This window comes from Bradyrhizobium japonicum USDA 6 (assembly GCF_000284375.1).
GTDB classification, from domain to species: Bacteria; Pseudomonadota; Alphaproteobacteria; order Rhizobiales; family Xanthobacteraceae; genus Bradyrhizobium; species Bradyrhizobium japonicum.
This window is the reverse complement of record NC_017249.1, coordinates 3334274-3358837: the sequence shown is the minus strand read 5'-3', so window position 1 is coordinate 3358837 and position 24564 is coordinate 3334274. Positions and strand designations below refer to the sequence as shown.

General features: G+C 61.9%; 20 protein-coding genes. 15 read left to right on the top strand and 5 right to left on the bottom strand.

The genetic code is table 11. The features are described from left to right. Positions 1–7: 7 nt before the first annotated feature. Positions 8–1054, top strand: a complete 1047-nt coding sequence (locus BJ6T_RS15760) for a Gfo/Idh/MocA family protein (RefSeq protein ID WP_014493420.1) — start codon at positions 8–10, stop codon at positions 1052–1054. Beyond that, complete coding sequence (locus BJ6T_RS15755) at positions 1044–2051, top strand: Gfo/Idh/MocA family protein (RefSeq protein ID WP_014493419.1); 1008 nt, start codon at positions 1044–1046, stop codon at positions 2049–2051. Before BJ6T_RS15760 ends, BJ6T_RS15755 begins: the two co-directional genes overlap by 11 nt. 206 nt (positions 2052–2257) lie before the next feature. Here the strand turns inward: BJ6T_RS15755 and BJ6T_RS15750 are convergent, their stop codons facing one another. From BJ6T_RS15750 to BJ6T_RS15740, 3 genes are all read right to left on the bottom strand, one after another. Then, complete coding sequence (locus tag BJ6T_RS15750) at positions 2258–2791, bottom strand: methyltransferase family protein (protein ID WP_174770125.1); 534 nt, start codon at positions 2789–2791, stop codon at positions 2258–2260. Positions 2792–3137: 346 nt separating this feature from the next. Then, entirely contained in the window at positions 3138–3773 is a 636-nt protein-coding gene (locus tag BJ6T_RS15745) for a response regulator transcription factor (RefSeq protein WP_014493416.1), read from the bottom strand. A gap of 313 nt (positions 3774–4086) precedes the next feature. Further along, positions 4087–5304 (bottom strand): sensor histidine kinase, encoded by a 1218-nt coding sequence (locus BJ6T_RS15740; protein ID WP_202556882.1) that lies wholly within the window; start codon positions 5302–5304, stop codon positions 4087–4089. Positions 5305–5864: 560 nt separating this feature from the next. On the opposite strand from BJ6T_RS15740, the gene BJ6T_RS15735 reads away from it, so the two are divergent. The 8 genes from BJ6T_RS15735 to BJ6T_RS15705 all read left to right on the top strand — a co-directional run bounded on the left by BJ6T_RS15735 (position 5865) and on the right by BJ6T_RS15705 (position 17607). Then, positions 5865–7457 (top strand): DcaP family trimeric outer membrane transporter, encoded by a 1593-nt coding sequence (locus BJ6T_RS15735; RefSeq protein ID WP_014493413.1) that lies wholly within the window; start codon positions 5865–5867, stop codon positions 7455–7457. A gap of 412 nt (positions 7458–7869) precedes the next feature. Beyond that, entirely contained in the window at positions 7870–9435 is a 1566-nt protein-coding gene (locus BJ6T_RS15730; RefSeq protein ID WP_014493412.1) for an AbgT family transporter, read from the top strand. A 202-nt stretch (positions 9436–9637) separates the two neighbouring features. Further along, entirely contained in the window at positions 9638–10636 is a 999-nt protein-coding gene (gene glsA, locus BJ6T_RS15725; protein WP_014493411.1) for a glutaminase A, read from the top strand. 72 nt (positions 10637–10708) lie between these two features. Next, complete coding sequence (locus BJ6T_RS48385; RefSeq protein WP_014493410.1) at positions 10709–11464, top strand: MFS transporter; 756 nt, start codon at positions 10709–10711, stop codon at positions 11462–11464. Continuing rightward, entirely contained in the window at positions 11407–12357 is a 951-nt protein-coding gene (locus tag BJ6T_RS48380) for an MFS transporter (RefSeq protein ID WP_240537975.1), read from the top strand. The genes BJ6T_RS48385 and BJ6T_RS48380 overlap by 58 nt, the downstream gene beginning before the upstream one ends. 101 nt (positions 12358–12458) lie before the next feature. Next, on the top strand, positions 12459–13841 hold the full coding sequence (locus tag BJ6T_RS15715) for a M20/M25/M40 family metallo-hydrolase (protein WP_028170027.1): 1383 nt from the start codon (positions 12459–12461) through the stop codon (positions 13839–13841). Between the two features lie 54 nt (positions 13842–13895). After that, positions 13896–15725, top strand: a complete 1830-nt coding sequence (locus BJ6T_RS15710; RefSeq protein ID WP_014493407.1) for an SLC13 family permease — start codon at positions 13896–13898, stop codon at positions 15723–15725. 52 nt (positions 15726–15777) lie between these two features. Further along, positions 15778–17607 carry an SLC13 family permease gene (locus tag BJ6T_RS15705; RefSeq protein WP_014493406.1) on the top strand — a complete coding sequence of 610 codons (1830 nt, stop codon included), beginning with the start codon at positions 15778–15780 and terminating at the stop codon, positions 17605–17607. A 6-nt stretch (positions 17608–17613) separates the two neighbouring features. On the opposite strand, the gene BJ6T_RS15700 is transcribed toward BJ6T_RS15705, so the two are convergent. Beyond that, complete coding sequence (locus BJ6T_RS15700; protein ID WP_014493405.1) at positions 17614–20679, bottom strand: efflux RND transporter permease subunit; 3066 nt, start codon at positions 20677–20679, stop codon at positions 17614–17616. After that, positions 20676–21896: an efflux RND transporter periplasmic adaptor subunit gene (locus BJ6T_RS15695; RefSeq protein WP_014493404.1), complete on the bottom strand. Its 1221-nt coding sequence runs from the start codon at positions 21894–21896 to the stop codon at positions 20676–20678. The genes BJ6T_RS15700 and BJ6T_RS15695 overlap by 4 nt, the downstream gene beginning before the upstream one ends. A 107-nt stretch (positions 21897–22003) precedes the next feature. Here BJ6T_RS15695 and BJ6T_RS15690 point away from each other — a divergent pair, with 107 nt between their 5' ends. From BJ6T_RS15690 to BJ6T_RS15670, 5 genes are all read left to right on the top strand, one after another. Further along, positions 22004–22666: a Na+/H+ antiporter subunit E gene (locus tag BJ6T_RS15690; protein ID WP_307724525.1), complete on the top strand. Its 663-nt coding sequence runs from the start codon at positions 22004–22006 to the stop codon at positions 22664–22666. Next, on the top strand, positions 22659–22949 hold the full coding sequence (locus BJ6T_RS15685; protein WP_014493402.1) for an MrpF/PhaF family protein: 291 nt from the start codon (positions 22659–22661) through the stop codon (positions 22947–22949). Before BJ6T_RS15690 ends, BJ6T_RS15685 begins: the two co-directional genes overlap by 8 nt. Beyond that, the gene (locus BJ6T_RS15680) at positions 22946–23143 is read left to right on the top strand and encodes a cation:proton antiporter (protein ID WP_014493401.1); all 198 of its coding nucleotides are present in this window, start codon (positions 22946–22948) and stop codon (positions 23141–23143) included. The genes BJ6T_RS15685 and BJ6T_RS15680 overlap by 4 nt, the downstream gene beginning before the upstream one ends. 106 nt (positions 23144–23249) lie before the next feature. Continuing rightward, positions 23250–24179 (top strand): MnhB domain-containing protein, encoded by a 930-nt coding sequence (locus tag BJ6T_RS15675; RefSeq protein ID WP_240537973.1) that lies wholly within the window; start codon positions 23250–23252, stop codon positions 24177–24179. Further along, on the top strand, positions 24176–24517 hold the full coding sequence (locus BJ6T_RS15670; RefSeq protein WP_014493399.1) for an NADH-quinone oxidoreductase subunit K: 342 nt from the start codon (positions 24176–24178) through the stop codon (positions 24515–24517). Before BJ6T_RS15675 ends, BJ6T_RS15670 begins: the two co-directional genes overlap by 4 nt. Positions 24518–24564: the final 47 nt, after the last annotated feature.

Sequence of the window (24564 nt, the reverse complement as noted above, 5' to 3'; positions counted from 1 at the left end):
CTGAGACATGAACCGGCTTCGCATCGGGTTGATCGGTCCGGGAGCGATCGGCGAAACACACGCGCGGGCAATACGGGCGCTCGACGATACCGTCTTGTCCGCGATCGCCGGCGGCACGCCTGAGCAGATTGCGGCGTGCCAGAATGGCGAAGACGTCCCGGCATTCGTGACCACCGAGGCGATGCTGGCCAATGCCGGGATCGACGCGGTCGTGGTCTGCACCCCGAGCGGCGCGCATCATGACGTCGCGCTTGCTGCGATCGAGGCGGGGCGGCACGTGCTGGTCGAGAAGCCGCTCTGCGTCGATCCGGCCGAGGCCGCGTCGCTGGTCCGCGCCGCCGAGCGCTCGCAGCTGACCTGTGGCGTGGTTTCGCAGCGCCGTCTCGAACCGCAGCACCAGGCGATCAAGACCCTGCTCGACACTGGCCGGCTCGGACAGCCGCGCCTGATCGAGGCGGCGATCCATTGGTACCGCTCCGACGCCTACTATGCGGAGAAGCCGTGGCGCAGCGAAGCCGAGCATGGCGGCGGCTCGCTGTTCAATCAGGGCGTTCACAATCTCGACCTGATGCTCTGGCTATTCGGAGCCGTCGACAGTGTTCAGGGCAAGACGGCGACGCTCGGACACACGCACGCCGTCGAGGACACGACGGCGGCGCTGCTCTCCTTCGCGTCCGGCACGCTAGGTGTGATCGTGACGAGCACGGCGCTGCCTCCAGGACGGCCGGCCGTGCTTCGACTGTTCACCGATCGCGGCAGTTGCGAGCTCGCAAACGACAGCATCGTGCGCTGGGACTTTGCTGATGTTGCCGAGCCGCCAAGCGCGGCCGGGGTTGGGAGCGCCGCGAGCGATCCCAAGGCGATCGGGATCGAAGGACATGTCGCGCAATGGCGCGACTTCGTTCAAGCCGTCCGGGAGCGACGGCCGCCTGCGAGCACGTTCAGGGATGGATTCGAAGCTGCGAGACTGGTTGACGCCATCTATCGCTCGGCTGCCGAAGGTCGCGCCGTCGGCCCCAATGAGATCGCAGCGGAGGCCATTCATGCCAGCTAGCTCCGAGATGCTCGACATTGCCATCGTCGGCGCAGCCCACCCGCATGTCGAATACGTGCTGTCAGAGATCGCTGTCAGAACCGACGTCAGGGTCGTGGCCGTCGCCGACCATGACCCAGCGCGGCGCACCGAGCTCGAACGGCGTACGAAGACGCCCGGCTACGCCGACCTGAATGCGCTTCTGGATGCGCATCGGGTTCGGGCCGCGGCAGTCTTCACCGAATTCGGTCTTCGCGCTCCAATCGTCGTCGAACTTCTGCGCCGCGGCATCTTCGCGATCGCCGACAAGCCCATGGCTGTGACCCTGGCCCAGCTCGCGCTTATCGAGGAGACGCTCGCCGGGCGCAATTTGCTCACTCTACTGCTCGAGAAGCGGTTTTATCCGGTCACGCTCGCACTCCGATCCGTGATCGACAGCGGCCAACTTGGAGACATTGTATCCATCACTGCAACCGGGCCGCACGAGCTGGTCCCAAGCCGACGCCCGGCGTGGATGTTCGAACCATCAACCTATGGCGGCATCCTCGCTGACCTCACGGTCCACGATATTGATCTGGCCCTTTGGTTGACGAGATACACCAGCGGCACGATCAGCGGCTGGATTTCATCGACCCCGGCTGCCGGCACGACGAACTTTCCCGCGCTGGGGCGTGCTATTCTCGCCTGCGATGGCGGACCGGAATTCGCGATCGAAGTCGACTGGATCCAGCCCGAAGCATCGCCACGGCACGGCGACTATGCCATGCGGATCTCCGGGACAAAGGGTCGTGCTGACGTTCTGTTCGCGGAAAATCGACTGCTCGTCGAGACGGCGACGAGACCCCGGCGCGAAATCGACCTTCCCGTCGGCGCCTCGCCCGCCAGCTTCGTCTTTGATCATCTCGCCCGCGGCGAGACCTTGCAGATTGCGGCAAACGAGGCCCTGCGCGCCACGCGCATCGCAATACTTGCTCAGGAGAGCGCGGCCAACGGCGGAAAACCCATGCGATGGAGTTAGCCAATGGCACGGCGGCAACGGGGGACAGGGCTGAGAAGTAGCTCCGAGCGAGTTTGTCGTAGCGCGTTGCGATGCGCCTGAAACCTAACCGCTTCGCCGATGGGGAGATGTTCTTTTCCGAGGGCCGTTAGCGTGCCTGCTCGCGGCGCCGGTGAAGCCTCCGAGACCGGTCGCGAGCAGCGGCTCGCACAACCGCGGGCCACCAATCATTTCGACCGCCACGGGGTCATCCGCGGTATCCAGCGCGGGACGGCGGCGCGGAACGCCTCGTACTCACTCCCAAACGTCCGCTCGAGCGTGGGTTCTTCGTACGCCAAAACGAAGACGTGGAAGAAGAGCCAAAGCAGCGCGCCGTAGACGATGAGGCGCGAATCGCCCATCAGCACCGCTTGACCCAGGATGATAGCAACGACCGCGACGTATATTGGATTACGCACATAACGGTAGAGTCCGGTCACCACGAGATTCGGGGGCGGCGCGATGGGCGCAGGGGTGCCGAGACCCTGCAGCGCGAAACGCGCAAATGCGTCAACGAGCCCCGGCACGCCTGCGAGAATCATTATCGCGCCGATGCCGCGCGTCAGCTCCAGACCAAGGAACGGCGGCCGGAGTTGCCATCCCGTGATCGACCATGGAATGAGCCCCGCCAGCGTACATGGGGCGACCACAAAGAAAACCGCCGAGCCCAGGACGGCAATGGTTCGTTGCACCGCGGTTCCCGACACTCGCTGAGAGCTCATTCCAAGCTCCCCTTCATGGTTTCCCGTCGTCATCCGGGTGCCGACACGCTCGCCATGTTATCCCAAAAGCGGAAACCGCGCACGACCAAAGCCAGAATGCCACGGCGGCTGCCGGTCAGCCAGGTGTGCCGAGCTCGAGGTTGTGTCGTCGAATTCGGGAGACCAACGTCGTGCTTTCGAGCCTCGGGCCGCTGGAAGGAAATGCCCGGATGCTCCTGGAGCGGGTCTGCCCAAGTGCGGACCTTGGCAGCACCGCTGTCGCTCCAGCGAAGATCGCGACATCTCCAACGGGAGAACGCGTTGTCGCTGATCGCTGGCGAGGCGGCGACTCGCATTGAAAACTCCATCAAGGATTGACGAGCTTCCTGCGAACGGCGTAGCGGACCAGCTCGGCCGTCGATGACATTCTGAGCTTGCGCATCGCTGACGCGCGGTGGGTCTCGACGGTCTTTACGCTCAGCTTCAGGATGACGCCGATCGACTTGTTGGTGTGTCCCTCTGCAATAAGCTGGACAACGCCCTGCTCGCGCGCGGTGAGCAGCATATCGGACGTATTTTGCTTGCCGGCCTGGTATTCGTGGAGCAACTTCTCCAACAGAACGCCCGTGAAGTAAGGTCTGCCATCGAGCAAGGCCTCGATCGCGAAGATCAGGTGCTTACTGGCGTCCGATTTGAACAGGAAGCCGCGAACGCCAGCCAGGATGGCTTCAGTCAGCAATTCCTCATTCTCGTGCATCGTCAGGATCAATACTTCGGTGCGCAGGTGCATCGACTTGAGGCGGCGGCTGACCTCAAGTCCGTTCATCAGCGGCATCGAATAGTCGGCTATCACGACGTCCGGACGCGTCTCCACCGCCACCGCCACAGCCTGCTCGCCGTTCGTCGCCTCTCCGCTGACGATCCAGTCTGAGCGGGTCTCAACGATCGCTCGGAGCCCGGAACGTACGACTTCATGATCATCCGCAATCACGATGCGTTTCACGGCGTCGTTCCCGTATGCGGGCCCAGAACCTGCCGGGCAATGGATGGGGATTTCCAGCAGTCAAGTGCTGCCAATCTACCGATTATCCTTCAATGGGTTATCCTACAAAACCCTGATATCTCCGGGCGGATGTACCAAACATCGGCGTTTCCAATCAGACATCGACGGGTCTTGCCCGCGCTCGGCCCAAATCGGACCGCGACACGATCATCGTCGATCAGCCTTCGTTTCGTGGAGGGAACTCCGGGAACCGACGGACAGAGACTGCTTGCCCCGGGGTCCCTGATCTCCGTCATTCCGTGCACACGCTGGCTTATGATTTCAGTGACGCGCGCCGGCTGCGCCTTTTGGTCATGAGACCATGCGGGAACACCGCGCACAGCGTCGTGCCGGAATGTCGCGGTGCAAGATCGGACCGGATCTCGAACGTGCCCCCAAGCTGCTTAAGTCTCGCTCTCATGGCGGGAATGCCGACACCGGGCGATATCGCCCCGTTGCCACGTTTTGTGTGATCGATCGGAAAACCGCGCCCGTTGTCGCTGATCGTCAGATGGAAGTGACCCTCGATCGCCTCGACGACGATTCTGACCTCCGTCGCCTTCGCGTGGCGGAATATGTTCGTGAGGGCCTCCTGAATGACCCGCAGCACCGAGAGCTGGCTCGCGTAAGGTAGCTTATCGACGGCGGCGGGTATCCTCGTGCTCACCCGCAACGACGTACGTGCACCAAACCCCAAGGCATGCTGCTCGATCGTCGCCTTGAGTCCCCGGTCCGTCAGATCCTGGGGGTGGAGCAGATAGGTCAGTGAACGGATTTCCTTGAGTGCCGCGTCGATCGACGCGTCGATATCATCGCAAAGCCGCTCGACGTCACGCGGCTTATCGAGGCAAGTGCGGACACGCATCACACCAAGACTGGCGGCAACCAGCTCCTGGCATGTCGAATCATGAAGCTCCGATGCGATCCGCTGGTGGATGTCCTCGCGGATGGACATCAGGCTGACGTCCCCGTGAAGGAAAGCAGCCTCTTCAGTCACACAGTCGAGCCCCTCCTTCTGGAGTAACCGATGACCGCCAATCAACCGGGCCGCATTGCCGGCCATGGGATGGAGAATCGGAACAACGGTTGTCTCGACATCCCGCAGCAACCCGCCGAGCATCAGACTGTGCTGGATTTTGGCCTCGGTTCCTTCCGCAAGACATGCCCGGAGGATTTCACAGAGACGCTCGGCGTCTTCCTTGGCAAGACATTCGAAGACGTCCAGCTCTCGGACCTCCTGCTGCGACATTCCAAGGAGAGCCTCGAAGGCCTGATTGATTGCCTCGTACACGAAGCGCCCGCCACGTGAGGGGCGGACCGCGAAAAGGAGCTCTTCGGAGCGTGTCCAATATGAGCGATCGCCAATTGCGTCCTGGCCAATCAGGTGATCGTCGATAAAGGAACGCGCCGGCTCGCAAGCAGGAGAACTGTGTGGCTTCACGGTACGCACCCAACTTTCCGGGTCGTTTTCGAGGTCGAACTCAACGCTCAATCTCGAAAGCTCCCCTCTCCAGTCGTCCCAGCATCGATCACCGGACTACAGGAAACGCCCTAGGGGATAGATCGGATTATACGCTCGATCTTACCCTCAGCCAGCAGGTTGTATTCCCCGAAGACCAAAACCTCGCATGACTGGCATGAATTCCGGCATATGACTATGCAGTTCGTGCCACGCAAATATGGCGGCGACACCCAAGACGCGACGATACGGGACGCAGCGCGCAGTGGTGGGATTGTGAGCCATTTCGATTTCACGCACCCCTCCCTATCCTGAGATCGCTTTCTGCACTGCAGGATGATCTTGAGCCGACCGAGCGCGATGCAACCGCGCTGCGGTACAACCGAAATGGCACAATCTCGCCGAAAATTTCGACCTTCGATGGAGCTCGCTTGCGATCGCTGAAATCAAGCGCAAAACTCGATGTGCCCCGAACGTGCCAACAGGAGGCTTGCGTGCGAACATTCCGAGCGCTTTGCGGCGTTGCATCAATCGCAATATTTTCCGGTCCGGCCTTGGCACAGACACCCGCCGGTCAGGAGCAGAAACCTTCCATGGAAGAGTTGATGCGCCGTCTCGATGCGCTGCAAGCCCGCGCAACCGAAGGTGACAAGCTGATCAGCGCGCTGCGTCATCGCGTCGACGAACTCGAAGCGCGCGAAAAGCATTCGAAGTCCCAAGCCGCCACCGCACGTCGTGACGTCGTCGCGCCGACCGCCGGGCAAAAGCCGTCTGCGATTCCGGTTGCGTCGACTGAGCCGCGAATGACTGCTGCGGTCCCTCCACAAGCCGCGGCGGCGCCCATTCCGGGCCTGCGTCCGCCCGAACCAATGGGCAGTCAGTTCGACGGCGAAGGCGAGGACGCGCTGCGTTCCGATCTCCCGGGTTTGTCCTTGCGCATCCCGGGTTCGCAGTCCGAGGTGCGATTCTACGGTTTCGCGAACGTCCATGGCTACCACGACTTCAATGGCCGCAATCAGTCCGATGCGCCGACAGTGCAAGCCATTCCGCTGTCCGGAAGCCCTGCCGACATCCAGGGAGGCGATACCGGATTGTCCGCCCGGTTCAGCCGCATCGGTATGGATACGCGCACGGCGACCGCCTGGGGCACTCTGGAAACCCGCTTGGAAGGCGACTTCGGCGGGGGCACGGCAGCCTCACCCAATGCGGTCTTTCGGCTCCGTCAGGCCTGGGGCGAGCTCGGCACCGAACAGTTTCGTGTCCTGGCCGGCTGGGCGAACAGCCTGTGGAACGAGGGCGTTTATGAAACCGTGAACTTCTCGACCAATCTCAACCAGTCATTCGTGCGCCAGGCGCAGGTTCGGGCGACCGCGACATTGGCTCCGGGATTGACCGGGCACGTTTCAATCGAGATGCCGGATACGCAGTACACGTCCGCGGCAGGCGTATTCACGCAGATCAGCACCCCGGCTGGCTTTGGTGGATTGAGTCCATCATTTGCCTCCGTGCCCGATCTACTCGGCCGGCTCGAATACCGGAACGATGGCCTGGGGCTCGACCTGCGCGGCCTGCTGCGCGATCTCACCATCCGCACGGCTGGTACGGCGGCGGCGCCGCCAGCGGTCGAACGCAATACCGCCGGTTGGGGTGTCGCAGGTAGCGGTCGCTTTCCAATGCGATGGCTGTCACCAGCTTTCGGTCCGGACGAGCTGGTTGGCATGGCCTATTACGGCCAAGGCATCGGGCGCTATTTCGGCGGCAATACCTTCGGCCAGGATGCGCTGTCCAACATCGGCCTGCCCGGCGTTGTCGATCCCAGCCTCGACGCACTGCCGACCTATGGCGCGAGCGCAGGCTACCGCCGCTTCTGGGCACCGCAATTGCGCAGCAATTTCGTCTACTCCTACGCATGGCAGCAATATCCGTCCTATGCGCAATTGTTCGTGCCGGGATCTGCCTCGGCGACGTCGTTGAACAGCACCATGCAGCAGGGGATCGTCAATTTGATCTGGAGCCCGTTCGCCGAGCTTCGTGGCAACAGCGTCGGGACCGGATGGCTCGACGTCGGTCTTGAATATGTCTACTCCCATCGGGACGTGTACGGCGGCACCGCAGCAACAGCCCCGGTCAGCACCGGCTCTGGTACCGCCAATCGCATCCTTGGCTCGGCCACTGTGCGGTTCTGAAGACAGCCTTTGTTGCTTCGCAGGCAGACATGGAGGCCTTGCTGACACAGACGTTCGTTCGGGTCGGTAATTGCCCCGGAACAATCTAGGCGCATTCGGTATTCAGCCGGATTTTGATGCGCCTTATTGATTGTTCGTAGGGCAGCGTGTGAACGGACAGATCGCGAAAGGATGAGCAATCCTCTCCCGAGAGGCCTCCGTGTCTCCATGGTCCTTTCAGATCGTCGCCGCACTCGCGGCGATGACGCTGGCATCTTCGTCAGAGGAGTAGCGGGGTCGTCGCGTTGATTACGGGATCAGCGGTTTCGAGCGCGCATTGGCGTCCGATCCTTCGTCGCTGTTCTTATCGCATGGATCATCATGGTACCAGCGCTGCTCCAGCCGTCGCTAGTGGAGCGGGAGGATTTCCGACATGAGCGCGCGCAGTGACGCCACGAACACGCCGCCATCGAAGACGATGACGCAAAGAGCCCTCGACACTGTCGAACGTGTCGGAAACAGCGTCCCGCACCCGGTCGTGATATTTCTGATCCTCATCGCCATCGTGTTGGTGCTGTCTCACTTACTCTACATGTTGGGGGCAAGCGTCACCTATCAGGCCATCAATCCGGATACTCACAAGATCGAGACCGCGACCTCTGCCGCCAATAGCCTGCTGACGGCGGATGGAATTCGTCATATTTACACGCGGCTCGTGCCAAACCTCATGGGTTTCACCGCGGTTGGGCTGTTGATCGTCGCCATGATGGGCGTCGGCGTCGCCGAGGAAGCCGGCCTGATCAACGCGTTGATCAGAAAACTCGTGGCCGTCTCTCCGAGCTGGGCACTCGTTTACATCGTCGCGTTCGTCGGCATCTTGTCCAGCATTGCCGCAGACGCCGGCTATGTGGTGTTGATCCCGCTGGCCGGCGCCGCCTTCTTGAGCGTTGGCCGGCATCCTCTCGCCGGGCTCGCTGTGGGATTTGCCGCAGTCGCCGGTGCATTCACCGTGAACATGATCATCAAGCCGCTTGATGCCGTTCTGACGGAAATCACCAATGACGCAATCCACATGGTCAACCCCACCACGTCGCTGGATCTGACCGCCAACGTCTCGTTCTCGATCGCCTCCGTTCTTGTCCTGACCATCGTCATCGCGCTCATCAACAACCGGCTCATCGAGCCACGGCTGGGCGCTTACCAGGCCGAGAAGACCGCTAACACTCGGCCGGAGGCGAACGGAGGGCAGCTTTCCGCCGACGAGTCGCGTGGGCTGAGGTACAGCGGCTTTGCGCTGCTCGGGGTCGTGATCCTGTTCCTTCTGTTAACGGTTCCGTCGGGCGCGCCCCTGCGCCATCCGACGACGGGCGTCCTGATCGGCAACTCACCATTCATGAACGGCCTGATCGGGGTCATCATGGTGCTGTTCCTTGCAACCGGGATCGCATACGGCATCGGCGCGAAGACGGTGAATAGCTCCACGGCCGTCATCGCGGCCATGACCAAGGCGGTGGCTTCGCTGAGCGGCACCATCCTTCTCTTCGTCGTCATCAGCCAGTTCGTCGACTACTTCAACTATAGCAACATTCCAACGTTGATGGCCCTGACGATGGCCGATGTCTTGAAGAGCGCGAATATCGGCACGCTGTGGCTGCTGGTTGGCTTCATCATTGTCGTCATGATCCTGGACTTCGTGTTCACGCCGGCGATCGCCAAATGGGCCATCTTCGCGCCGGTCTTCGTGCCGGTGTTCGTGCAGCTTAACGTCGATCCCGCGGCCGTCCTGGCCGCCTACCGCGTCGGCGACTCGCCGATCAACGCGATTACCCCGCTCAATGCCTACTTTGCCATGGTGGTCGGATTTGCCCAGATTTACGACAAGAAAGCGGGCGTCGGGACGGTTGTCGCGCTGATGTTGCCGTACACACTCTGGATGGCCATCATTTGGACCGTGCTGTTCGTTGTCTGGTACCTGCTGGGCTTGCCTTGGGGATTATGAGGCGCAAGGCAGCCCTAACCCGGAAAAACCCCGAGATGTCCGGGTAAATGGCCTGATTGTTCACCAAGGAAAATCAACGTTAGATCACGGTCCGTTGGGCCTCGTTAAAGGCAGTGAACGAAAACGGCGAGTGAGGGGCGTTTGACCCGACACGTGTCGGGGCTCCCTCGGTGCTTCTCATTATGGAGGCTTGGAACGCGCAATGAATGCTAACGCCGATGCCGACAACAACTATTCCTACGTATCAACCGGACACTTGCCGGCCGAAGCGGAAGTCATCTCGCTGATCGACGAGGTGTACGCGCGCTACAAATCGAATACGGACGGCAAGAACTCTCAAGTATATCCAGCGCTCGCCGAGGTGCCGAGCGACCTGTTCGGCGTTTGCGTGGTCGGCACCAACGGCGCGGTCTACGCTGTGGGGGCGGCCGAATACGAGTTCTCGATCATGAGCGTTTCCAAGCCGTTCATCTTTGCATTGGTCTGCCAGGTCCTCGGCGCAGCGCAGGCACGCCAGAAGCTCGGAGCGAACGCAACCGGCCTTCCGTTCAACTCGCTCGCTGCCGTCGAACGCAGCCCCGATGGCCGCACAAATCCGATGGTGAATGCGGGCGCGATTGCGACGACAAGTCTCGTCCCGGGAGCGACGGCTGATGCGAAATGGAAGTTCATCTACGACGGATTGTCACAGTTCGCCGGACGTCCGCTTGCGCTTAACGACGAGGTTTATGCCTCGGCGACGGAGACCAACTTCCGAAACCAGAGCATCGCCCGCCTGCTCCAGAGTTTCGAACGGATTTACTGTGATCCGGCAGAGGCCACAGATCTTTACACCAGACAATGCGCGCTGAATGTGAGTGCCAAGGATCTGGCGGTGATGGGTGCCACTTTGGCGGACGGTGGCGTGAACCCCATCACGAAAGTGCGCGTGGTCGATCCGTCGGTCTGCCACTACGCACTGGCCGTCATGACGACTGCCGGAATGTACGAGACATCAGGCGATTGGCTTTACGATGTCGGGCTACCGGGCAAGAGCGGCATCGGCGGCGGGATCGTCACGGTCTCCCCGGGAAAGGGCGGTCTTGGGACTTTTGCGCCGCCGCTCGACAGCGCCGGAAACAGCGTCAAGGGACAGCTTGTAGCGAAGTATCTGTCGCAGCGGTTGGGCATGGATTTGTTCATGTCCAACCCGGAACCGTAGGCTTGCAATTGTCGGAGATTCAGCCCGCACTGACTGCGGCTGGACTTCAGAAAAAACGACAGGGGACACGCCATGACGATGGCATCTGCGACGACGGTTCACTCCGTTGAAGAAGAGAATGCATCCTGGGTGCCGATGATCACCATCGCCCTCGGCCAGATGATCATGTCCTTCAACGTCGCCTCCTTGCCAGTTGCGCTGGGAGGGATGGTCAACAGTTTTGGCGTTCCGCCCACGACCGTCGCCACCGGTATCGTGGCTTATTCGATGCTTGTCGCCGGCTTCGTCATGCTCGGTGCGAAGCTGACACAGCGCTACGGAGCGACGCACGTGTTCCGCGTTGCCGTTGCCGTGTTCGGCGTCGCGCAGACGTTAATGACGTTCAGTCCAAACGCGGAGCTCATGATTACCGCGCAATCCTTGTCCGGCGCGGCCGGTGCGGTGATCGTACCGTCGTTGGTCGCGCTTATCGCGGAAAACTACAAGGGGCGGCAGCAGGCAACAGCCGTTGGCGCACTGGGTTCCGCGCGCGCCGCTGCGGGCGTTCTGGCGTTTGTCATCGGCGGTACTCTAGGCACATTCATCGGATGGCGCCCTGCGTTCGGGATTCTGATCGCCGTGTCGGCTGTGGTTTTCCTGTTGAGCTTTCGTCTCAAGCCCGATGAGGCACGTCCGGAGGTCCGGATCGATTTCGTAGGTGTCATTCTCGCTGCCGCAGCCATCATTCTGATCAGCTTCGGTTTCAACAACCTCAATCGGTGGGGCTGGGATTGGCGGGGCCCAATGCGCCATTCGACCTCTTTGGCGTATCTCCCGCCCCGATCATGATCGTGATGGGTATCGTGCTCGGTCAAGGCTTTCTGAGCTGGACCCACAGACAGCAGGCTGCGGGAAAGACACCGCTTCTTGCGCTCGAGGTGATCGACTCCCCGCAGGAGCGGGCGGCGGTGTATGCGATGTTTGCTGTCGTAGCGCTGGAAGCGATGCTCAATTTCTCGGTTCCATTATACATCCAGATCGTGCAGGGGCGCACGCCGCTGGCGACAACAATCGCCATGATGCCCTTCAACCTCACCGTCTTCTTCGCGGCGATGCTGATCGTGCGATTCTATGGTCGGTTCACGCCGAGGCAGATCGGACGCTATGGCTTCATCCTCTGCACTGTGGCGCTCCTTTGGCTCGCCTTTGTCGTGAGGAATGATTGGAGCGCTGTCCCGGTTCTCGTTGGGCTGGTGATTTTCGGCATTGGACAGGGATCGCTGGTCACACTGTTGTTCAACGTGCTGGTCACGGCTTCGCCGAAAGAGCTCGCGGGCGACGTCGGCTCGCTGCGCGGCACGACCAACAATCTCGCCGCGGCCGTCGGCACAGCGGTGGCCGGGGCACTCCTCGTCGGCCTGTTAAGCGCGGCTGTTCTGCGGACCATCACCGAAAATCCAAAATTGCCGCCTGAGATACAGGCGCAGCTGGACCTGGATAACATCACCTTCATCAGCAACGACCGGCTGCAGAGCGTGATGGAGCAAACCACGGCCTCTCCGGCTCAAGTGGCGGAAGCGGTGCGCGTCAACACTGTCGTGCGATTGCGCGCCTTGAAAATCGGCCTCATCATCATGGCCGGCGTTGCCTTGCTTGCGATTTTCCCGGCAGGGAAGCTTCCCAACTTCCTGCCAGGCGAAATTCCCGACCCGGCGCCGCCTGAGCGCGGAAGGAACGAATAACAATCGTAACCTCGTGGCGAGGAACAGCGTTTGCGACGACGGACAATGTGGCGATCGCGCGCGTACTGACCAGCGGCTCAGACGACCCTCCGGAGGGCTCCATGACCAAGCTCGATGATGTCCTGTCCAACGTCGATGCAAATCTCGATGCGGCTCTCGAACGTCTGTTCGCGATCCTGCGCATCAAGTCGATTTCGACCGATCCGGCTTACAAGGCCGAATGTACGGCCAATGCCGAATGGCACGTGGCCGACCTCAAGAGCATTGGCTTCGACGCCTCGGTGCGCCCGACACCGGGGCACCCGATGGTCGTGGCACATGACCGCAGCGTGCCCGGTCCCTCGGCACTGTTCTACGGCCATTACGATGTGCAGCCGGTCGATCCGCTCGAGCTCTGGGAGCGCGATCCCTTTGACCCGTCTATCCAGACGATGCCCGATGGCGCGAAGATCATCACGGGCCGCGGCGCCGCGGACGACAAAGGCCAACTCATGGCCTTTGTCGAGGCCTGCCGCGCCTGGAAGGCGGTCACCGGCAAACTGCCGATTCCGGTTTCGATCCTGCTGGAGGGCGAAGAGGAATCCGGTGGCGTGAACCTGCCGGGCTTTCTCGATACCCATGCCGCGGAGCTGCGCGCAGATATCGGCCTGATCTGCGACACCAACATGTGGGACCACGAGACGCCGGCGATCCAGACCATGCTGCGCGGACTCTGCGGTGAAGAGGTCATCATACACGCCGCCGACCGCGACCTGCACTCGGGCTTCTATGGTTCGGCCGCAGCCAATCCGAACCGCATCCTCGCCCGCATCCTCTCTGACCTGCACGACGACAACGGACGCGTCACGCTGCGCGGCTTCTATGACGGCGTACCGGAACTTCCCAAGGCGCTGCGCGAGCAATGGGACAGCCTGAACTTCAGCGCAAAGTCCTTCCTCGGCGCCATCGGGCTTTCGATTCCCGCCGGCGAGAAGGGCCGCGACGCGCTGGAGATGGTCTGGTCGCGCCCGACCTGCGAAATCAACGGCATGGGCGGCGGCTACCAGGGGGCCGGATTCAAGACTGTAATTCCCGCCATGGCATCGGCAAAGGTGTCTTTTCGCCTGGTCTTCGATCAGGACCCCCATGCCATCCGCAAAGCCTTCCGGGAGCATGTGCATGCACGCGTCCCGGCCGATTGCCGTGTGGAATTCCTGGAGCATGGCGCGGGTCAGGCGATCCGTTTCCCGATCGAGGCCCCGGCCTTCGGCAAGGCGCGCGACGCACTGACGGCCGAATGGGGCAAGCCCGCAGTCTTCATCGGCGGCGGCGGCTCCATTCCCGTGACCCATCAGCTCAAACAATCGCTGGGCATGGACGTGGTGCTTGCGGGCTTCGGCCTCGAGGATGACCGCATCCACAGCCCGAACGAGAAGTACAATCTCAAGAGTTTCCACAAGGGCATCCGCTCCTGGGCACGTATTCTGGAAGCGCTGTCGCGGTAGAGCGGCACGGGCAAGCAGCGCTGGCTCCGGGCCAGACCGCCCTCGCGAGGTGCGATGACGCCGCATATCCTCATTACCTTCGCCATCATCGCCACGATGGTGCTGCTGTTCGTCTCGAACCAGGTGCCGGTCGCTGTCGTAGCGCTAAGTGCGACACTCGTTCTTTACGCGACCGGCATCCTGGAGCTCTCCGAGGCGCTGGCGGGTTTCGGCGACACCACGATACTCTTCATCGCTTCGCTCTTCGTGGTGAGTGCCAGCCTGGATTCGTCCGGCGTCACCACGTGGGCAGGCCAGGTGCTGATCCGTTACGCCGGCGAAAGCCGGACACGCCTGTTGGTGCTGTCGATGTTGCTCGTGGCCTTTCTCACGGCGCTGATCGGCTCGGGTGGCGCAGTGGCTGCCCTGCTGCCCGTGCTGGTGATCGTCTCCGTCCGGCTCAAGCGTCCGCCCGCGCAACTCATGATGCCTCTCGCTTTCGCCTCCTATTCGGGGTCGATGCTGGTACTGACCGGAAGCCTCGTGAACGTGCTGCTTTCCGACGCGGCGAGCGATGTCGGTCTCGCGCCCTTCGGCTTTTTCGAGATGACGGTGATCGGCGTACCGCTCCTGGCAGGCACCGTGGCCATCGTGATCCTTTTCGGCGATATGCTGCTGCCGGTGCGCACTAGCCGGGAGATGCCGGAGGACCTGAGCCACCATTCGCGCATGCTGACCGAGCAATACAAGCTGTTTGACCAGGTGTACCAGCTCGAGATCACCGCCGCCTCGCCCTATCGCGGCACGTTGCAGGCGGTGCTGGAATCGCGGCTGGAGCGAGAGAACCACCCGGAGCTCAGCTTCATCGCCATTCGTCCTCGCCGCCAGAACAGCATCTCGTGGCAACATTCTCTCGTGGAAGGCGATCGACTCATCATGCGCGGTGAGCAGGCGGCGATGGACGCGTTCGCGGAGCAGCATGGCCTGACGCCCTGCCAGGAGACGGTCGGCAAAATGCGGGAGGCACTGTTCAACGATAGCCATGGCTTTTCCGAGGTGGTGCTGCCGCCCCGCTCTCGTCTGATCGGTGAGACCGTCTTCCCCGGCATGGTCACCGAAAGTGGCGATCTGATTATCCTGGGCGTTCAACGCGGCGGCGAGAATCTCGGACCGGGCGAAACCGTCCTTGCGGCGGGTGACACGCTGTTGCTGCAAGGCCGTTGGGAAGCGCTTGAGGAGTACGGGCGAGATCCCAACGTGCTCGTCGTTGCTGCCCCTGACATGATCCGCAGCCAGGCCAGGCCCCTGGGCGCCGGCTCCATACGCGCCATTGTCATTCTCGCGGTCATGGTTACGCTGCTAGCGACGGGAGTCGTGCCAAGAGTCGTCGCTGGATTGGCGGCGGCCTGCGCGGTGATCCTGTTGCGCGTACTCAAGATCGAACGAGCCTATCGGGCGATTAACTGGAATGTTCTGATCATGGTCGCTTCGCTGATCCCGCTCTCGACCGCCATGTACAAGACGGGTGCAGCCTATCTCATCGCCGATACACTCGTTGCCGTTGTCGGCAATGCGAGCCCGTACGCGCTGCTGGCGGGGCTGTTTTTGCTCACGGCGCTAATCGGCCAGTTGATCAGCAGCACAGCGACGACACTCATCGTCATTCCGATAGCCATTGCCTCCGCGGAAGCTGTCGGTGTCTCGCCGCGCACCGCGCTGGTGACTGTGGCGGTGGCTGCGGCCGCTTCCTTTCTTACGCCAATCGCTGCCTCAGCGAGCCTCATGGTGCAGGGCCCCGGCGGCTATCGATTTGGCGATTTCTGGAGGATGGGTCTACCGTTGCTGCTCTGGTTCTTCCTGGTAGGCACGTTTCTCGTGCCCATGCTCTGGCCATTCGCAGGATGAGCAGTTTGCGCAGGACGATTGGTTTGCGTCTTAACCGACCGGGTATTTCCGCATGAACACCAATCTTGCTTTGGTTCTTCTGCTGCTTGCGGCCGCGATCGTGATGTTTATGGCCAATCGCCCGCGCATGGATGCGGTCGCGCTGCTGATGATCGTGATCATGCCATTTACTGGGGTGATTACCATCAACGAGGCACTGGCGGGGTTCAGTGATCCCAGCGTCGTGCTGATCGCGGGTCTGTTCGTGATCGGAGAAGGACTGGTACGCACCGGTGTGGCGCGTCGGCTCGGCGATTGGCTGAACGCGACCGCCGGCAGCAGCGAGACGCGCATGCTGGTGCTGCTGATGCTCGCGGTCAGCGGGCTCGGTGCATTCATGAGTTCGACCGCCGTGGTGGCCATCTTCATCCCGGTCGTGCTGCGCATCTGTCAGAACACGGGCGCCGCGCCGAGCCAGCTGATGATGCCCTTGAGCTTTGCGGCCCTGATCAGTGGCATGCTCACCCTGGTCGCGACGGCGCCAAATCTCGTGGTCAACGCCGAGCTGATCCGCCAGGGTGCGGCAGGCTTCGGCTTTTTCAGCTTCACGCCCTTTGGGCTCACATTCCTGGCGCTCGGCATTGCCTATATGCTGTTCGCGCGGCGGTTTCTGCCCGTCTCGGCCAAGCGTGTGGACGGCGAACACCGTCAGCCGAACTTGCTTGATTGGGTGACGCAGTATGGCCTGGCCGATCGAGCCTTGCGCGTGCGCGTGCTGACTGACTCGCCACTGATCGGCAAGCGTCTGGAAGAGCTTCCGCTCCGGGACCGTGGCGTGAATCTGCTCGCCATCGAGCTCCCAGGCCGCTTTGGGACCGAGGTGAGCCGCCCGAAAGCACGGACCGAACTGGCCGCCGGGCAGATCATGCTACTCGACGTCATCGCGTCCCCTGCCGAAACCAACCGGATGCTGAATGACTATAAGGTCGAAAAGCTCCCTTTGGGCGATGGCGGCTACTTCACCGATCGTTCGCAGGAGATCGGCATGGTCGAAGTCATCGTCCCGGCGGAGTCCAAGCTGATTGGCCAGAGCATTTTGCAAGCGCGGGTGCGCAGCGAAATGGGATTGACGGTGCTGGGGTTGCGGCACGGTCGCGAGGTCGTGAGCCAGGGGCTGCTCGATGAGACCTTGAAGGTCGGTGACACCCTTCTGCTGACCGGCTTCTGGTCTGACATCCGCAAGCTGCGATCCGAATTCTCGGATCTTGTCGTCCTGAACCTACCGACCGAGCACAAAGAGGTTCTGCCGGCCGCGAACCTCGCACCTCAGGCTCTGGCGGTGCTGGCTTTGACGGTCGGTATGATGGTCAGCGGTGTGGTGCCGAACGTGCACGCGGTTCTGATCGGCTGCTTGCTGATGGGGTCGCTGGGCTGCGTGGATTTCAACAGTGCCTATGCCTCGATCAATTGGAAGAGCCTGGTTCTTATTGTCGGCATGCTGCCCTTTTCGCTCGCGTTGCAACGAACCGGTGGTGTCGATCTCGCCGCCGACGCGGTGACGCATCTCGCGGGCGAGGCATCACCGCGAGTCCTGTTGGCGCTGCTCTTCGTGATCACGGCCGCCCTTGGCCTGTTCATCTCGAATACGGCAACCGCGGTGCTCATGGCGCCAGTAGCGCTCGCCGTCGCGAAGGACATCGGCGCCTCGCCGTATCCCTTCGCGATGACTATCGCCATCGCAGCCTCGGCCGCCTTCATGACGCCTGTGTCTTCGCCGGTGAACACCTTGGTGGTCGGACCGGGCAATTACGGTTTCGGCGATTTCTTGAAAATTGGTGTCCCTTTTACCGTCGTCGTGATGGTAACGACCCTGGCGCTGGTGCCTTGGCTGCTCCGATTTTAGCGGCCGTCAGGCCGGGCGCGATCCCGCGGACGGTTGCTCTTTCTCGTCCCGCGCAAACCAGGCTACATACAGCGTCGGCAGGAAGACCAGCGTCAGAACGGTGGCGACAAGGAGTCCGCCCATGATCGCGAAGGCCATCGGTCCCCAGAATACTGTTGGCGCGATTGGAATCATCCCGAGAACAGTCGATACGGCCGTCAACATGATCGGCCGGAAACGGGAACTGCTGGCATCCACCGCAGCGTCCCAGGCCGTCTTGCCCAAAGCCCGTTCGGCGTCGATCTGACCGATCAGAATGACCGCGTTCTTGCTGATCATGCCCAGCAGCGCGAGCACGCCGAGAATGGCGACAAAACCCAGGGGCCTGCCGGACAGCATCAACGCTGCAACCACGCCGATAAGGCCGAGTGGCGCCACGCTGAGCACCATGAACAGTCTCGGAAAGCTCTGGAGCTGCACCATGAGGACGGTAAACATGACCAACAGCATCACCGGCACCACTGCCAGCACAGACGCCTGCGACTTCTGACTTTCCTCCACGGTGCCACCCACGACGACGCTGTACCCCGAAGGAAGGCTCTTTCTGAAGTTCTCGATCGCCATCGCGAGCGACGTAACCACGCTCTCCGGCAGCTTGTCACCGGCAATGGCAGCCTGAACCGTCAGGGTCGGAATGCGGTCGCGCCGCCAGACGAGCGGAAACTCCTGGTCATATTCGAAGGAGGCGAACTGGCTGAGAGGAACAGTCTGCCCACCCGGCAGCGCCACCTGCAAGTTGCGCAGACCGTCCAGCGAGCCCCTCTGCTCGTTGGTCGCGCGCGCCACCACATTGACCAGATAGATATCGTCGCGAACCTGGGTAATGGGTGTGCCGGATATGACCGTATTCAGGACTGTCGCGATCGCTTGCGAACTGAGGCCGAGAAGGCGAGCCTCGTTCTGGTCCACGCGAATACGCACTTGGCGATTGGGTTCCATCCAATCGAAATTCACCTGCTTGGTGTCCGGACTGGAGGCTACGATCTGTCCGACTTTGAGCGCGATTTCGCGCACCCGTTCCACGTCGGGCCCACTGACCCGATACTGCACCGGCCATCCGACCGGCGGTCCGAGCTCAAGCGGAGAAACGAACGCAATCGCGTTAGGAAAATCCTGCGCGAGCAGCTTTTCGAGCTTGGAATGCAGGCGCTCGCGTGCAGCGACATCCTTGGCGATCACCACGGCCTGCGTGAAGAAATCGTTCGGGAGCTGAACATTAAGGGGCAAATAGAAGCGGATGGCGCCGCGCCCGACATAGGTGCTCCACCGCGCCACATCGGCATCGCTCGAAAGGGCAGCATCCAGGCGCTTTGCCGCAGCCTCGCTCGCGTGGATTGACGAGTTCTGCGGCAAGCTCAGGTCCACGAGCAATTCGGGACGGTCCGACGATGGAAAGAATTGTCGCGGGATGAGCGGCAGCGCAAGCACCGAACAAGCGAAGAGTGCCAAGGAGATCGCGATCGTCAGCCATTTCGCGCGCATCGCGAAAGTCAGGAAACTCCGATACATGCGGAAGATCCTGCCCGGATCCGCCGTACTTGTTTGCTTCGGTGGAACAAGGATCGCTGCTCCGAGCAGTGGCGTGAAAATGACCGCAACGAACCAGGAAACCAGCAGTGCGATCGTGACCACGGCGAAGAGCGAGAACGTGTATTCACCGGCGGAACTCGCGGCAAAGCCGACCGGTATAAAGCCCGCTATCGTCACCAGCGTGCCCGCGAGCATCGCCATTGCATGGGTCCGATATGCGAAAGTTGCCGCCTCGATCTTACTGGCGCCCTCTGCGAGCCGACTGAGCGTTGCATCGGTCGTGGTCATCGCATCGTCGACCAGCAATGCGAGCGCAATGATGAGCGCGCCAAGCGATATTCGCTGCATATCGATGCTGAGAAGTCCCATGATCGGAAACACGATCGCCAGCGTGAACGGTATGGCCAGCGCGATGATCAGGCCGGGTCGTACGCCCAGGCTGATGAAACTCACCACCATGATGATGCCGATCGCCTGCAACAGCGAGACCGTAAACTCGCGGATCGCCTGGTCGACGACAACGGGCTGGTCAGCGACCAGGCTGGGCTCGATTCCGATGGGGAGATCCGCGGTGATTTGCGCCATTGCCTTTCTGATATTGGCGCCGAGCGCGAGAATGTCGCCGCCATCCCGCATGGCGATCGCAAGGCCTATTGCCGGTTTGCCATTGATCCGAAACATCGGCTGGGGCGGATCCGTGTAGCCGCGTCGCACCTGCGCAATATCGCTCAGGCGAAGCATGCGGCCACCGGCGGAAAAATTGATGTTGGCGATGTCCTGCTCCGACTGGAAGCTGCCTGATACCCGAATCGAGATGCTTTCCAAGCCGGTCTGAATCGTTCCCGCCGGACGCACGATGTTTTGCGACTGGAGCGCCGCAATAAGAGCGGACCGATCAATTCCGAGGGCCGCGAGCTCCTTCGTGGAGAACTCGACGAAGATCACTTCATCCTGTTCGCCCAGAAGCTCGATCTTTGACACGTCAGGTACGAGAAGCAGCCTTGAGCGGATGTCCTCGACCCGATCGCGCAACTCGCGCTGAGTGAAGCCGTCACTGGTAAAGCCATAGATGATGCCGAATGTATCACCGAATTCGTCATTGAACCCCGGCCCGATCACGCCTGCGGGTAGTGTATGACGCATGTCTCCGATCGTCTTTCGTACGTGGTACCAGGTGTCGGCCACCTGCTTCGCATTCGCGCTCCCCTTCAGATTTACAAAGACGGTCGCGACACCGGCCCTTGTGAAGCTCCGCAGGAAGTCCAGATGCGGCGTTTCCTGCAAGTGGCGTTCGAGGCGCTCAGTCACCTGCTTCATCGTCTCTTCCACAGTTGCGCCAGGCCACGCGGCCTGGACGACCATGGTCTTGATGATGAAGGCGGGATCTTCGTTGCGCCCCAACCGGAAATAGGACAGCGCCCCCCCGACCACCGCAATCATCATCATATAGACGACCAGCGAACGGTGTTTCAGAGCCCAGTCGGAAAGATTAATTCCGCTCATGGCTCGGATCCAAGAATCCGGACCTTCTGGCCCGGATGCAACGCCTGAACGCCGGCGGTGACAACTATTTCGCCGATGTCGAGCCCCTGGGATATGATGGCCTGCGCTTCATCGAATCGCAGCACGTCCACATTGCGCACCGCGACCGTGGCGGTGGCCGGGTCGACGACCCATACGGCGGGCTGCTCGTTCATCCTGGTCAGCGCGGAAGATGGAATATCGATCATCGGCCCTGCAGTGGTACTCACTCGCCCTATCACTGACGCACCCAACCGCATCGCGGCTGGCGGATCCGTCAGGCCGACCTTGACCTCGAAGGTTCGGGTCACAGCACTGGCCTGCGCAGCGACTTCGCGAATGCGCCCTTGCGCCGTTATCGACGGATCGTCAGCCAAGCTGACGGTGATCTCCGGATCGGTGGAGGCCGACCTGATCAATTGAGCGGGGACATCGAAGATCGCATCGCGACCGTCCTGCCGTGCGATCCTGGCGATCATCTGCCCGACTTGGACGACCTCGCCGGCGACCGGACCTGTGGCTGTTATCACACCGGGTGCATCAGCCTTGAGTTCGGTGAAACCAACGAGGTCGTGCGCAGAACTCAGTTGCGCTTCGGCCGCATCGACTTGCGATTGCGCGGTTTGCCGCGCCTGGGTTGCGGCATCATAGTTGGCGCGCGTGGTCCACCCCTGGGCCAGCAGTGTCTCCTGGCGGTCGAAGTGATTGCGCGCCTGGGTCAATTGCCCCTGAGCGGCGGCAAGGGAGGCCTGCGCCTGCCGCAGCGTGCTCAGTTCATTCTGCGACTCCAATCGTGCCAGCACCTGGCCGGCCTTGACCCGGTCGCCTATCTTGGTGTCATTACTCAACAATCGTCCCGAGATCCGGAATGCGACATTCACCTCGTCTTCTGCCTCGACCCGTCCGGAGAATGTCAGCGGCGTTGTGACCTTGCGCTTTTCTACGGTCGCTGTACGTACGATCCGCGGCGGAGATGCGTCCTTGGTTTCGGTTTCCCGTCCACATCCTGCCAGCATCAGCGAGAACGCCATCACCAGCGTCGATGTGAGGATGTTTCGGGGCGCGGATCGGCTGCCGTGCATGAATATGACCTGTTCCGTTCCGGGAGTGAGATCTTGCCGGGAGGATTGCTCGGTCCGCAGTCGCATTTTCCCGGTACCGCCATCCGCATTTTTGCCGAAGGAGTCCGCCGTCAACATCGGTAAATCTACTCGTTGGTGCCGGATGGAATCCGTGCTCGGCCATCAGCAGATTCCTGAGACATGATCAGGCAATCACCCGATGTCGCCGGTTCCGTCCACGACGCATGATGCAATCGTCAGGTGAAGCAGTCGCGACCCCTGCCGCGGCTCCGCCGTTTGAATTCTCGTCTGGGGCGCGCAAACGCGCTTCTTCAAAGCACGGCAGACCCGGACGACACAATCCGGGAGCAACCGAGGAAACCGGGATGACAGGGTCCTCAGGTGATCGATACGGGCGTGCCGTCGTCGCGGTTGGAGGATCGTGGCGAACTGCGACTTTCAGAGCGGCATTTTTCCTTTGCCTCTGGCTCGTGCTCGCCGGCGCCAATCCGACAGATATTCCTGCCGCCGCGGCAGCAATCGCGGCAGCAACCTGGACAAGCCTGCGCCTGCTGGAGCCGAGCAGATCCCGGCGGTCAATTCCTGCCATGGTCCGCCTGGCGCTGCTTTTCCTGTACCAATCGGTGGTCGCCGGCGTAGACGTCGCGCGCCGCGCGCTCGATCCCCGGCTGCCGCTGCGGCCGGGATTTGTGTTCTATCCGACCGGCCTCTCACGCGGGATGCGACGTAACGTGTTCACGACACTCACCAGCCTTTTGCCTGGCACTGTGCCAACCGGGGAGGAGAACGGGCAGCTCGTCTATCACTGTCTCGACGTCGAGCAACCGGTCGTTGCCGAACTTGCCGCGGAGGAAGCGGCATTGGTTCGGGCCCTCTACAATGACTGAATTCCTGATCGCCGCAGTCGGCCTGATCCTGGCGATGCTGGGGCTCGGGCTGGTCTCCATCTTGCGTGGCCCGACAGATGCCGACCGGATGATGGCGGCGCAACTGATCGGGACTGCTGGCATTGCCGTCTTGCTGCTGATCGGCACCGTGACAGGCGTGCCGGCGGCCGTCGACGTGGCATTGATACTGGCACTGCTCGCCACTTTCGCATCCATCGCATTCGTCAAGAAGGGGCTCTCCCGCCTCGAAACCGACGGGGCCGATCCGGGGGAGGACAGATGAGCGTCGCACGCGACATCATCACGGTTGCGGGAGTGTCGGCAGGCGTATTCTTCTTTTTCGCCGGCACCGTCGGCCTTCTTCGCTTTCCCGACACCCTCACTCGTCTGCACGCGCTCAGCAAGGCCGATAACCTCGGCCTGGGTTTCGTCGTGCTCGGACTGCTCCCCAAACAGGAAGCCTGCGCGACGGACTGAAGCTGATCAGCATCTGGATGTTCGTGCTGCTCGCGGGCGCCACCGTCTCCCAATTGATCGCGCGCACGGCACGTCAGAGCGGGTCAGGCAAATGAACATCGCAACAGTGTTCGAGATCGCGCTCGCCGCCGTGGTGCTGGGCCTCGCCATCTGGACGATCGCCGTCCCCGACACCTATTCGGCCGCGGTCGGTTTCATCGCCTACGGACTGCTGGTTGCGCTGATCTGGGTCCGTCTTGACGCCGTCGATGTCGCACTGACCGAGGCTGCAATTGGCGGAGGCCTGGGCGGCGTCGTGCTGTTGGGTGCGGCGGCTCGGCTGCGCGATACCGAGGCGATGACAACGGAACGGCCCAGCCTGATCGTGCGCTTGAGCGCGGCCATACTGTCCGCGTCGATCGCGGCAGCGCTGGCCGTCACGATCCTGCTGCTGCCCGATCCGGCGCCAACGCTCGCGCCCTCCGTCGTCGCGAATGCCGGGGCGACCGGAATGACCAACCCCGTCACCAACGTGCTCATGGCATTCCGCGGAATGGACACCATGCTCGAGAAGGTCGTGCTCCTCCTCGCCATCGTCGGTGTCTGGTCGCTTGCGTCGGACCAGGCCTGGGGCGGTCGTCCCGGACCACGCCACCAGGCTGATCCAAATGGTGTTCTCGCCTTTCTTGCGCGCCTGTTGCCACCCGCCGGCATCGTCGTCGGCAGTTACATGCTGTGGACGGGCGCTGATCACCCCGGCGGAGCATTTCAGGGCGGCGCGGTTCTCGCATCGATGTGGCTGCTGGTGATCATGGCCGGGCTGGTGGATACCCCGCCCGTGCGCAGTCGATGGCTACGTCTCATCCTGGTGGCCGGCCCCGGCCTATTCCTTGCCGTCGGCCTTGGCGGGCTCTGTTTTGGGTCGGCGTTCCTTGCCTATCCCGTTGCGTTCGCCAAGCCGCTAATTCTGAGCATTGAGGTCGCGATGCTCCTGACGATCGCGACGACGCTCGGCCTGCTGCTCGCCGGTGCACCTGAAAGGAGTGCTGAGCGATGAGCGCCGTGACGGTGTTCGGACTATGCGCCGCCGCGGCGGTCGGACTCGGGCTCTACGGCCTGATTGCCAATCCGCAACCGCTTCGCAAGATCATCGCATTCAATCTGCTCGGCAGCGGCGTATTTCTTCTGTTCGGCATCGTCGGGCGGCGAGGCGCCGCAGCGGGCTTTGGCAACGACCCGGTGCCGCAGGCCCTGGTGATCACAGGAGTCGTGGTCGCGTTTTCCGCAACGGCTCTGGCGATCGCCTTGTTGCTGCGGCTGTTTCAAATCGCAGGCTCCACGACGCTCAACAGTCGGGCGGCGGCGAGCCCGCGCTCCGATCCGTCCGGTCACTGATGCTGCCCCCGCCCCCGCGCTGGTGACCACCGCCGGCGGCTTCCTGC

Bases quoted from the DNA above. Each gene is read 5' to 3' on its own strand.
- BJ6T_RS48385 (WP_014493410.1), top strand. From the start codon at position 10,709: ATGACGATGGCATCTGCGACGACGGTTCACTCCGTTGAAGAAGAGAAT.
- BJ6T_RS15710 (WP_014493407.1), top strand. From the start codon at position 13,896: ATGACGCCGCATATCCTCATTACCTTCGCCATCATCGCCACGATGGTG.
- BJ6T_RS15680 (WP_014493401.1), top strand. From the start codon at position 22,946: ATGAGCGTCGCACGCGACATCATCACGGTTGCGGGAGTGTCGGCAGGC.
- BJ6T_RS15695 (WP_014493404.1), bottom strand. From the start codon at position 21,896: ATGTTGACGGCGGACTCCTTCGGCAAAAATGCGGATGGCGGTACCGGG.
- BJ6T_RS15755 (WP_014493419.1), top strand. From the start codon at position 1,044: ATGCCAGCTAGCTCCGAGATGCTCGACATTGCCATCGTCGGCGCAGCC.
- BJ6T_RS15685 (WP_014493402.1), top strand. From the start codon at position 22,659: ATGACTGAATTCCTGATCGCCGCAGTCGGCCTGATCCTGGCGATGCTG.
- BJ6T_RS15700 (WP_014493405.1), bottom strand. From the start codon at position 20,679: ATGAGCGGAATTAATCTTTCCGACTGGGCTCTGAAACACCGTTCGCTG.
- BJ6T_RS15735 (WP_014493413.1), top strand. From the start codon at position 5,865: ATGGAAGAGTTGATGCGCCGTCTCGATGCGCTGCAAGCCCGCGCAACC.
- BJ6T_RS15715 (WP_028170027.1), top strand. From the start codon at position 12,459: ATGACCAAGCTCGATGATGTCCTGTCCAACGTCGATGCAAATCTCGAT.
- BJ6T_RS15760 (WP_014493420.1), top strand. From the start codon at position 8: ATGAACCGGCTTCGCATCGGGTTGATCGGTCCGGGAGCGATCGGCGAA.
- glsA (WP_014493411.1), top strand. From the start codon at position 9,638: ATGAATGCTAACGCCGATGCCGACAACAACTATTCCTACGTATCAACC.
- BJ6T_RS15690 (WP_307724525.1), top strand. From the start codon at position 22,004: ATGATGCAATCGTCAGGTGAAGCAGTCGCGACCCCTGCCGCGGCTCCG.
- BJ6T_RS15670 (WP_014493399.1), top strand. From the start codon at position 24,176: ATGAGCGCCGTGACGGTGTTCGGACTATGCGCCGCCGCGGCGGTCGGA.
- BJ6T_RS15750 (WP_174770125.1), bottom strand. From the start codon at position 2,791: ATGAGCTCTCAGCGAGTGTCGGGAACCGCGGTGCAACGAACCATTGCC.
- BJ6T_RS15705 (WP_014493406.1), top strand. From the start codon at position 15,778: ATGAACACCAATCTTGCTTTGGTTCTTCTGCTGCTTGCGGCCGCGATC.
- BJ6T_RS15730 (WP_014493412.1), top strand. From the start codon at position 7,870: ATGAGCGCGCGCAGTGACGCCACGAACACGCCGCCATCGAAGACGATG.